Source organism: Pseudomonas sp. BF-RE-25 (genome assembly GCF_019956105.1).
GTDB lineage: Bacteria > Pseudomonadota > Gammaproteobacteria > Pseudomonadales > Pseudomonadaceae > Aquipseudomonas > Aquipseudomonas migulae.
The window spans coordinates 1-9453 of the sequence record NZ_JAHBDB010000083.1 but is presented as its reverse complement, the minus strand read 5'-3'; the positions used below and the strand labels follow the sequence as shown (position 1 = coordinate 9453).

Genomic DNA, 9453 nt, shown 5'->3' with positions numbered 1-9453 from the left:
AAGGCGGAGTGTCAGTCAAAATAGTTATCGACTGATACTCCGCCTTCGCGGGCAAGCCTCGCTCCTACAGGGGTAGTGGTGTCAGTTGATTTTTCGCTGCGGCGCCTTGTGCACCATGGTGTAGGCGTAATCCACACCCATGCCATACGCGCCGCTGTGTTCCAGCACCAGTTCCATCACCGCCTCGTAAGTGTCTTTGTGTGCCCAGTCACGCTGGTATTCCAGCAGCACTTGTTGCCAGGTGACCGGCACCGCGCCTGCCTGAATCATCCGCTGCACCGACATGTCGTGAGCTTCTTTGGTGGTGCCGCCAGACGCGTCGGTCACGATGTACACCTCGTAGCCTTCAGCCAGGGCTTCCAGCGCCGGGAAGGTCAGGCAGACTTCAGTCCAGAGCGCGGCAATGATCAGCTTCTTGCGGCCAGTGGCTTTCACCGCGTCAACCAGCGCCTTGTCTTCCCAGGAGTTCATCGAGGTGCGCTCGATCGGCTTTTGATCCGGGTGCACTGCCAGCAACTCCGGCCAGATAAAACCGCTGAAGCTTTCGGTTTCCACCGAGGTGTAGATCGTCGGCACGTTGAAGATCTTGGCGGCCTTGGCCAGGCCGACGGTGTTGTTCTTCAGGGTCTGACGGTCGATCGACTGCACGCCGAAAGCCATTTGCGGCTGGTGGTCAATCAGGATCAGAGCGGAGTTGGTTGGGTTGAGCAGTTCACGAATAGACATGGCGCGTTCCTTTTGATGTCGATAATTCAAATCAGTAATGGGTTAGTCGACGCGGCTTCCAGAGGCTTTGTCGTCGGCTTGGATGTCACTTTAGGGGCTAGCAAGGAAAGGGACAATTACCTAAAATCGAGAATCATTGATTCTAAAATAGGGACAATCATGGATCGCATCGAATGCATGCGCGCGTTCGTCGTCACGGTCGGCGAGAACGGCTTTGCCGCCGCTGCACGGGCAATGGATGTGCCGCGATCAAAAGTCAGCAAACAGATTCAGGCGCTGGAGGAAGCCATCGGCGTGCAACTGCTGCAGCGCACCACGCGCAGCCTGCACCTGACCGAGGCTGGCGCGGAGTATTTCGACGCGGCGCGGGAAGTACTGGCCTCGCTGGACGAGGCCGAACAGCGTGCCCGCAACGGCATAGGCGAGTTACGCGGAGTGCTGCGGGTCAATGCGCCGATGTCCTTCGGGTTGCGCCGGCTGGGGCCGCTGATTCCGCTGTTTCATGAACAACACCCGAACATAGAGCTGCAACTGGTGCTCAGCGATCAGCAGGTTGACCCGGTGCGCGGTGGTTTCGACGTGACCATCCGCATCGCCAGCATGCCGGACTCGACGATGATTGCCCGGCAACTGGCGCCGGCCCCGCGAATCATGGTCGCCTCACCTGCGTATCTCGAACGTGCAGGCACTCCGCAGACGCCGCAGGATCTGCGAGCCCATCAATGTTTGAACTATGGGTATTTGCAAAGTGGCGTGAGTTTGCAGCTATGCAACGGCAAGGAAACCCAACGGGTCAACGTCACGGGCCCGCTGCACGCCAACAATGGCGACTTGCTCGCCCAAGCCGCCGAGGCCGGCATGGGTATCGCGCTGTTGCCCAATTTCATTGTCGAGGATGCGCTGGCGGCTGGCCGGTTGGTGCCGGTGATGTGTGAATGGCAGGCGCCTGCGATCACGATTAACGCGGTCTATCCATCGGCACGCCGGGTGCCGCAGAAGACCCGGACGTTCATCGAGTTTCTGGTGGCGCAACTGGCAGAGAAATAACACAACCCTTGTAGGAGCCGGCTTGCCGGCGATAGCGGTGTGACAGGTAACTGGTATGTCGACTGACACTCCGCCTTCGCCGGCAAGCCGGCTCCTACAGGAGTCAAGTGATTGCCAACGACTTTCGTACACCCAGTCTGCTGATCCACACCGCCATCAAAATCACCGACCCGCCAAAGAACAACCGCCCCAGCTCTTCATGCTGATTCCAGATCAGCAGATTGATCAGCAACCCCACCGGCACATGCAGATTGTTCATCACCGCCAGCGTCCCGCCATTCACCAGGCACGCGCCCTTGTTCCACCAGTACAACCCCAGCGCGGTCGAGACCAGGCCGAGGAACACCAGCACGCCCCATTGCAGCGGTGCTTCGGGCAGGAAGTTCTGTTTGCCGAACAACAGAAACGCCGGCAACGCCACCGCCAGTGCACCGAGATAGAAATAACCGAAGCGCCGGTAATGCGGCAGATCGCTTGGATGACGCGCCACCAGATGCTTATAAAGCACCTGCCCGGCGGCGTAGGTGAAGTTGGCCAGTTGCAGCAGCAGGAACCCCATGAAGAAATCCGGGTTGATCCGGTCGTAGCGAATCACCGCCGCGCCGAGCACCGCCACCAGCGCCGCGACCAGGGCCCATGGATTGAAGCGCCGGTTCAGCGCGTCTTCGATCAGCGTCACATGCAGCGGTGTGAGGATGGTGAACAGCAACACTTCCGGCACCGTCAGCACCCGGAAGCTCAGGTACAGGCAGACGTAAGTCACGCCGAACTGCAACGCACCGATCAGCAGCATGCCGCGCATGAACGCAGGCTCCACCGAGCGCCAGCGCGTCAACGGAATGAATACCAGCCCCGCCAGCAGCACGCGCACCAGCACCGCGAAATAACTGTCGACATGACCGGCCAGGTATTCGCCGATCAGACTGAAGGAAAACGCCTGGATCAGCGTGACAAAAAGTAGATAGCCCATGCTCGCCTCGTTTTGAATGGCGGCGACGATAGCGGGTTTTGCCGACGATCGCGAGAACACACACAGGTCCCTGTAGGAGCCGGCTTGCTGGCGATGGCGTCTGTCCCGCCAATACATACGTTGACTGATCCACCGCTATCGCCAGCAAGCCGGCTCCTACAGAGGTATGCGTGCTTTCCCAAATCGCAGGCAAAAAAAAGCCCGATCTCGCTAAAGCGTTCAATCGGGCTACAGCACTCAGGAGCAACAAGTGCAAAGGGAGGTCGATGCGCGTACAGGCTTGAAGGGTTGCGCCAGGTCACTAGACCATCCAGCGATTATCTGGCGATTAAAGCCTCAGGCCACTTGGGAAAGCTTGGCGTTGGCCTGGTTCAGGCCCTTCTCCTGGAAGTCACCGCCCAGGTTCATGCCTTCAGCGTGGATGAAGGTCACATCGTGGATTCCGATGAAACCCATGACCTGACGCAGGTACGGTTCCTGATGATCCGCGGTGCTACCGGCGTAGATCCCGCCGCGAGCGGTCAGCACGTAAGCGCGTTTGCCGCTGAGCAGGCCTTGCGGGCCGGTGTCGGTGTATTTGAAGGTCACACCGGCTCGCAGCACGTGGTCGAGCCAGGCTTTCAGCGTGCTGGGGATCGCGAAGTTGTACATCGGTGCGGCCATGACCAATACGTCGGCGGCAAGCAATTCATCAGTCAACTGGTTGGAGCGCTCCAGGGAAGCCTGTTCTATGTCATTGCGCTGCTCGGCGGGTTTCATCCAGCCGCCCAGCAGGTTGATGTCCAGGTGCGGCACCGGATTGACAGCCAGGTCACGGACGGTGATCTGGTCGTTCGGGTGAGCGGTTTTCCACTGGCTGATGAAGGTCTGGGTCAGTTGACGCGAAACCGAGTCTTGCTGACGGGCGCTGCTTTCGATGATCAGAACGCGGGACATGGGATGTAGCCTCCATCTGAGAATGCTGTAAGTCGATGGAGTGAAGGTTAAACAGAGTCATATCGATGAAAAAGCGCAAATAACTGCTATAACCCATCAATAAATTCGTTTATAAGCTGAGCATGCTTCATGTGGGAGCGAGCCTGCTCGCGATAGCGGTGGGTCAGGCACTATCTCTCTAGCCTGATACACAGCTATCGCGAGCAGGCTCACTCCTACAAGGGTGTTGGTGTTATTTCGGGGTGCAGGTCAGGTTGATGCGCATCTTGATGATGGTCCGGTTGAACTTGGCAGTGGCATTTTTGTGCTTGCCGGCAGCCACTTCGATATTGCGGGTGCGCGGCGCTTCCGGACCGTTATTGAAAACCACCTTACAGACTGCATCGGTGCTGCCGAAGTTGTTGACCTGAATGGAGGCGATGTCGGTATCCGTGTCATACGCGTTGTAGTCGATGTCCATGCCGTTCAGCTGTTTTTGTACGTCGATCGGGTAGGCAAACGCAGTCAACGGCAACATCGCCAGCACCACACAACAGAATTTTTTCATTCGGCAGTCTCCAATAAGGACCGCCAGCTTAGGACAAGAGGAGCTCAAGATGAAAGCGCCCCGCGTGACCCTTGATCAATGGCGAACGTTACAGGCCGTGGTCGACCACGGCGGTTTCGCCCAGGCCGCCGAAGCGCTGCATCGCTCGCAATCGTCGGTCAGCTACACCGTGGCACGCATGCAGGATCAACTCGGCGTGCCATTGCTGCGTATCGACGGCCGCAAGGCGGTGCTGACCGAGGCCGGCGGCGTCTTGCTGCGTCGCTCGCGGCAACTGGTGAAACAGGCCAGCCAACTGGAAGACCTGGCGCATCACATGGAGCAAGGCTGGGAAGCGGAGGTGCGTTTGGTGGTCGACGCCGCGTACCCGAGCGCCCGCCTCGTCCGCGCCTTGACCGCGTTCATGCCGCAAAGCCGTGGCTGCCGCGTGCGTCTGCGCGAAGAAGTGTTGTCAGGCGTGGAGGAAGTCCTGCTTGAAGGCGTGGCCGATCTGGCGATCACCGGGTTCAGTATTCCCGGCTACCTGGGCGCGGAGTTGAGCGACGTTGAATTCGTCGCTGTCGCCCACCCCGAGCACGCCCTGCATCGATTGAACCGTGAACTGAATTTCCAGGACCTGGAAAGCCAGATGCAAGTGGTGATCCGCGACTCCGGCCGTCAACAGCCACGCGACGTCGGCTGGCTCGGCGCCGAACAGCGCTGGACCGTCGGCAGCCTGGCCACCGCTGCGACGTTTGTCAGCAGCGGCCTGGGGTTTGCGTGGTTGCCACGACACATGATCGAACGCGAACTCAAGGAAGGTACGCTCAAGCTGCTACCGTTGGATCAGGGCGGTAGCCGGAACCCGAGCTTCTACCTGTATTCGAACAAGGAAAAACCCTTGGGCCCGGCGACGCAAATCCTCATCGAACTGCTGCGCACCTTCGACACCGCGCCGCTGGATGCGCCCTTCGCCGCCCCAGAACAAGCCTGACACGGAGTGATCGCATGGCCTATTTCGAACACGAAGGTTGCAACCTGCACTATGAGGAATATGGCCACGGTACGCCGTTGCTGCTGGTTCACGGGCTCGGTTCCAGCACCCTGGACTGGGAAAAACAGATCCCGGCGCTGTCCGCCCGCTACCGAGTGATCGTGCCGGATGTGCGCGGCCACGGTCGTTCCGACAAGCCCCGCGAGCGCTACAGCATCGCCGGGTTCAGCGCCGACCTGGTCGCCCTGATCGAACATCTGAACCTCGGCCCGACACATTATGTGGGACTTTCGATGGGTGGCATGATCGGCTTTCAACTGGCGGTGGATCAGCCCAAACTGCTCAAAAGTCTGTGCATCGTCAACAGCGCGCCCGAGGTCAAACTGCGCAGCCGCGACGACTATTGGCAGTGGTTCAAGCGCTGGAGCCTGATGCGAGCACTCAGCCTGGGCACCATCGGCAAGGCCCTTGGCGGCAAACTGTTCCCCAAGCCGGAACAAGCCGAATTGCGTCAAAAGATGGCCGAGCGCTGGGCAAAAAACGACAAACATGCTTATCTCGCCAGCTTCGACGCGATTGTTGGTTGGGGGGTTCAGGAACGACTTTCCAGGGTGTCCTGTCCAACCCTCATTGTCAGCGCCGACCGGGACTACACGCCGGTAGCGCTGAAAGAGAACTATGTAAAACTGCTGCCCGATGCGCGGCTGGTGGTGATCGCCGATTCGCGTCACGCCACCCCGCTGGATCAACCCGAACGCTTCAACCAAACCCTGCTCGAGTTTCTCACCGCAGTCGACACCACCACACTCAGGATCACTGACCCATGCTGAAAAAAATCGCCCTCGTCGCTGGCACCGTTCTGTTTGCCGCCAACCTGATGGCTGCTACGCCCGCCAAGGCGCCGCACGTTTTGCTGGAAACCACCAACGGCCAGATCGAAATCGAACTGGACCCGGTCAAGGCACCGATCAGTACCAAGAACTTTCTTGAGTACGTCGACAGCGGCTTCTACAACAACACGATTTTCCACCGTGTGATCCCGGGTTTCATGGCCCAGGGCGGCGGTTTCACTGCGCAGATGGCGCAAAAAGACACCAAGGCACCGATCAAGAACGAGGCCAGCAACGGCCTGCATAACGTGCGCGGCACTTTGTCGATGGCGCGCACGTCGAACCCGGATTCGGCCACCAGCCAGTTCTTCATCAACGTCGCCGACAATGCGTTCCTCGACCCGGGTCGCGACGCCGGTTACGCGGTGTTCGCCAAAGTGGTCAAGGGCATGGACGTGGTGGACATCATCGTCAATTCGCAAACCACCACCAAAAGCGGCATGCAGAACGTGCCTATCGACCCGGTGCTGATCAAGTCGGCCAAGCGCATCGACTGAGATCCACAGGCACAGGGATGTTGAGCGGCCGCCGATATTCGGCGCCGCTCATAGCGTTTAAAGGAGAGCCCGCACGCGGGTGGAGAACCGATGCTTTATCGCCGTTTTGAACAATTGATTGACGTATTCCGTGACGCCCCGACGGCGGCTCCGCCCGACCGTGTTCTGCCCTTCTATACCTATTACCTGAAGCAGGTCTGGCCGAGTTTTGCGGCCCTGCTGACCGTCGGCCTGTTCGGCGCACTGATCGAAGTGGCGCTGTTCAGCTACCTGAGCCGCATCATCGACCTGGCCCAAGGCACGCCGAACGCCAATTTCTTCAAGGAACACGGCATCGAACTGGCCTGGATGGCCGTCGTGGCGCTGATCCTGCGCCCGGTGTTCGTGGGCCTGCATGACTTGCTGGTGCACCAGACCCTGAGCCCGAGCATGACCAGCATGATCCGCTGGCAGAACCACAGCTACGTGCTCAAGCAGAGCCTGAATTTCTTCCAGAACGACTTCGCCGGGCGCATCGCCCAACGCATCATGCAGACCGGCAACTCGCTGCGCGATTCCGCCGTGCAGGCGGTGGACGCGCTATGGCATGTGCTGATCTACGCGATCAGTTCGCTGGTGCTGTTCGCCGAAGCCGACTGGCGCCTGATGATCCCGTTGCTGACCTGGATCGCCGCCTACATCGGCGCCCTCTGCTACTTCGTGCCACGGGTGAAAGAACGTTCGGTAGTGTCCTCGGATGCGCGCTCCAAGCTCATGGGCCGAATCGTCGACGGCTATACCAACATCACCACGCTGAAGCTGTTCGCCCACACCAATTTCGAACAGCAATACGCCAAGGAAGCCATCCAGGAACAGACCGTAAAAGCCCAACTGGCTGGCCGCGTGGTCACCAGCATGGACGTGGTCATCACCAGCATGAACGGCTTGCTGATCGTCAGCACCACGGGCCTGGCGCTGTGGCTGTGGACGCAGTCGCTGATCACAGTGGGCGCCATTGCACTGGCCACCGGCCTGGTGATCCGGATCGTCAACATGTCCGGCTGGATCATGTGGGTGGTTACCGGCATTTTCGAAAACATCGGCATGGTTCAGGACGGTTTGCAGACCATTTCGCAACCGGTCAGCGTCACCGATCGTGCGGAGGCCAAACCGCTGACCGTCGCCCGGGGCGAAGTGCGTTTCGAGCACGTGGATTTCCACTACGGCAAGAAGAGCGGGATCATTGGCGACCTAAACCTGACGATCAAACCGGGTGAAAAAATCGGTTTGATCGGTCCGTCCGGCGCCGGTAAATCGACCCTGGTCAACCTGCTGCTGCGCCTCTATGACGTGCAGGGTGGGCGGATCGTGATCGACGGCCAGAACATTGCCGAAGTCGGTCAGGAAAGCCTGCGCGAGCGCATCGGCATGATTACCCAGGACACGTCGCTGCTGCACCGTTCGATCCGCGACAATTTGCTCTATGGCAAACCGGACGCCACCGATGCCGAACTCTGGGAAGCGGTGCACAAGGCCCGGGCCGACGAGTTCATCCCGTTGCTCTCGGACGCCGAGGGACGCACCGGTTTCGATGCGCATGTTGGTGAGCGTGGGGTGAAGCTCTCCGGTGGTCAGCGTCAGCGGATCGCCATCGCCCGCGTGCTGCTCAAGGACGCGCCGATTCTGATCATGGACGAAGCGACTTCGGCGCTGGATTCGGAAGTCGAAGCGGCGATTCAGGAAAGCCTGGAAACCCTGATGCAGGGTAAAACCGTGATTGCCATTGCTCACCGGCTCTCGACCATCGCACGGATGGACCGGCTGGTGGTGCTTGAGAAAGGCAAGATTGCCGAGACGGGGACCCATGCTGAGCTGCTGGCGCATGGCGGGTTGTATGCGCGGTTGTGGCAGCATCAGACTGGGGGGTTTGTTGGGATCGATTGATTGGGGATTGGGGGCATATCCGTTGCTGCGGTAACGGCTTCTATTGGTTTCGCCCTTACGGCGAGTCACTTTGGAAAAGCCCCAAAGTAACCAAAGCGCTCTTGCCCCTTTCGTTCGGTGCCTCGCTAAGGCTCGGCATGCCCTCGCTCCGGTCCTGCTCCGTGGGCACGCCGCCATCGGCCATCCATGGCCGGGGGCGGCTAACCCGGCATCCATGCCGGGTTGCCCACTGCGCAGAACCTCCACTCGGCCTCTCGAGGGGGCGTGTACCTCAAAAGCCAGATCAAAAGCTGAAGGCGAGCTAACGCTCGGCCTGATGAGTGGTGAAGATCAAAAGCGTACGTGCCCCCTGTAGGAGCCGGCTTGCCGGCGAAAATCGTCTGGACAACGCGTTCATTCAGACAGCCCGCGTTATCGTTGGCATCCATCGCCAGCAAGCTGGCTCCTACAATTTTGAATCGTGTGAACCCAATCCCTTGTAGGAGCCGGCTTGCTGGCGATAGCGGTGGGTCAGCGACACATCCATAGCCTGAAAGGACGCCATCGCCAGCAAGCCGGCTCCTACACGGGATTGGTGTACATGTCCGGAATGGGTGAGCGCAGCAGAGAAGGACAACGCGTACCCCCAAAGAGCCAGGTCGGCTTTCAGGCCGCCTCGGCGGCTGTGGCGGTGGTCGCCCCCTCGAGAGGCCGAGCGCAGGTTCTGCGTAGTGGGCAACCCGGCATGGATGCCGGGTTAGCCGCGCACGGCCAAGGATGGCCGATCGCGGCGGGCCCACGGAGCAGGACCGGAGCGAGGGCATGCCGAGCATTAGCGAGGCACCGAACGAAAGGGGCAGGAGCGCTTTGGTTACTTTCGCGCTTTTCGAAAGTGACTCGCTGTAAGAGCGAAACCAATAGCAGCCGTTACCGCAGAAACGGATATGCCCCCACCCAACAAAACC

The 9453-nt window shown here is 59.7% G+C and carries 8 protein-coding genes and 1 pseudogene; 5 read left to right on the top strand and 4 right to left on the bottom strand.

Annotated elements, in window-relative coordinates; all coding sequences use genetic code 11:
- Window positions 1–81: 81 nt before the first annotated feature.
- Window positions 82–726, bottom strand: coding sequence for a hydrolase (locus KGB24_RS27385; protein WP_008034283.1), 645 nt, complete (start codon window positions 724–726; stop codon window positions 82–84).
- 159 nt (window positions 727–885) lie between these two features.
- On the opposite strand from KGB24_RS27385, the gene KGB24_RS27380 reads away from it, so the two are divergent.
- On the top strand, window positions 886–1773 hold the full coding sequence (locus KGB24_RS27380; RefSeq protein WP_008034284.1) for a LysR family transcriptional regulator: 888 nt from the start codon (window positions 886–888) through the stop codon (window positions 1771–1773).
- Window positions 1774–1876: 103 nt separating this feature from the next.
- Here KGB24_RS27380 and KGB24_RS27375 read toward each other — a convergent pair whose 3' ends face one another.
- The 3 genes from KGB24_RS27375 to KGB24_RS27365 all read right to left on the bottom strand — a co-directional run bounded on the left by KGB24_RS27375 (window position 1877) and on the right by KGB24_RS27365 (window position 4226).
- Window positions 1877–2743 carry a carboxylate/amino acid/amine transporter gene (locus KGB24_RS27375; RefSeq protein ID WP_008040940.1) on the bottom strand — a complete coding sequence of 289 codons (867 nt, stop codon included), beginning with the start codon at window positions 2741–2743 and terminating at the stop codon, window positions 1877–1879.
- A gap of 336 nt (window positions 2744–3079) precedes the next feature.
- Complete coding sequence (locus KGB24_RS27370) at window positions 3080–3679, bottom strand: FMN-dependent NADH-azoreductase (RefSeq protein WP_008034287.1); 600 nt, start codon at window positions 3677–3679, stop codon at window positions 3080–3082.
- 232 nt (window positions 3680–3911) lie between these two features.
- On the bottom strand, window positions 3912–4226 hold the full coding sequence (locus KGB24_RS27365) for a hypothetical protein (RefSeq protein ID WP_008034289.1): 315 nt from the start codon (window positions 4224–4226) through the stop codon (window positions 3912–3914).
- Window positions 4227–4275: 49 nt separating this feature from the next.
- Between KGB24_RS27365 and KGB24_RS27360 the strand changes: the two genes are divergently transcribed.
- The 4 genes and pseudogenes from KGB24_RS27360 (at window position 4276) to KGB24_RS27345 (ending at window position 8509) form a co-directional block, all read left to right on the top strand.
- Complete coding sequence (locus tag KGB24_RS27360; RefSeq protein ID WP_008034291.1) at window positions 4276–5199, top strand: LysR family transcriptional regulator; 924 nt, start codon at window positions 4276–4278, stop codon at window positions 5197–5199.
- Between the two features lie 14 nt (window positions 5200–5213).
- Window positions 5214–6019 (top strand): annotated as a pseudogene (locus KGB24_RS27355) (alpha/beta fold hydrolase).
- Between the two features lie 3 nt (window positions 6020–6022).
- Window positions 6023–6586 carry a peptidylprolyl isomerase A gene (locus KGB24_RS27350; protein ID WP_008034295.1) on the top strand — a complete coding sequence of 188 codons (564 nt, stop codon included), beginning with the start codon at window positions 6023–6025 and terminating at the stop codon, window positions 6584–6586.
- 90 nt (window positions 6587–6676) lie between these two features.
- A complete protein-coding gene (locus KGB24_RS27345) occupies window positions 6677–8509 on the top strand; it encodes an ABC transporter ATP-binding protein (RefSeq protein WP_008034297.1) in 1833 nt (610 codons plus the stop codon).
- Window positions 8510–9453 lie beyond the last annotated feature (944 nt).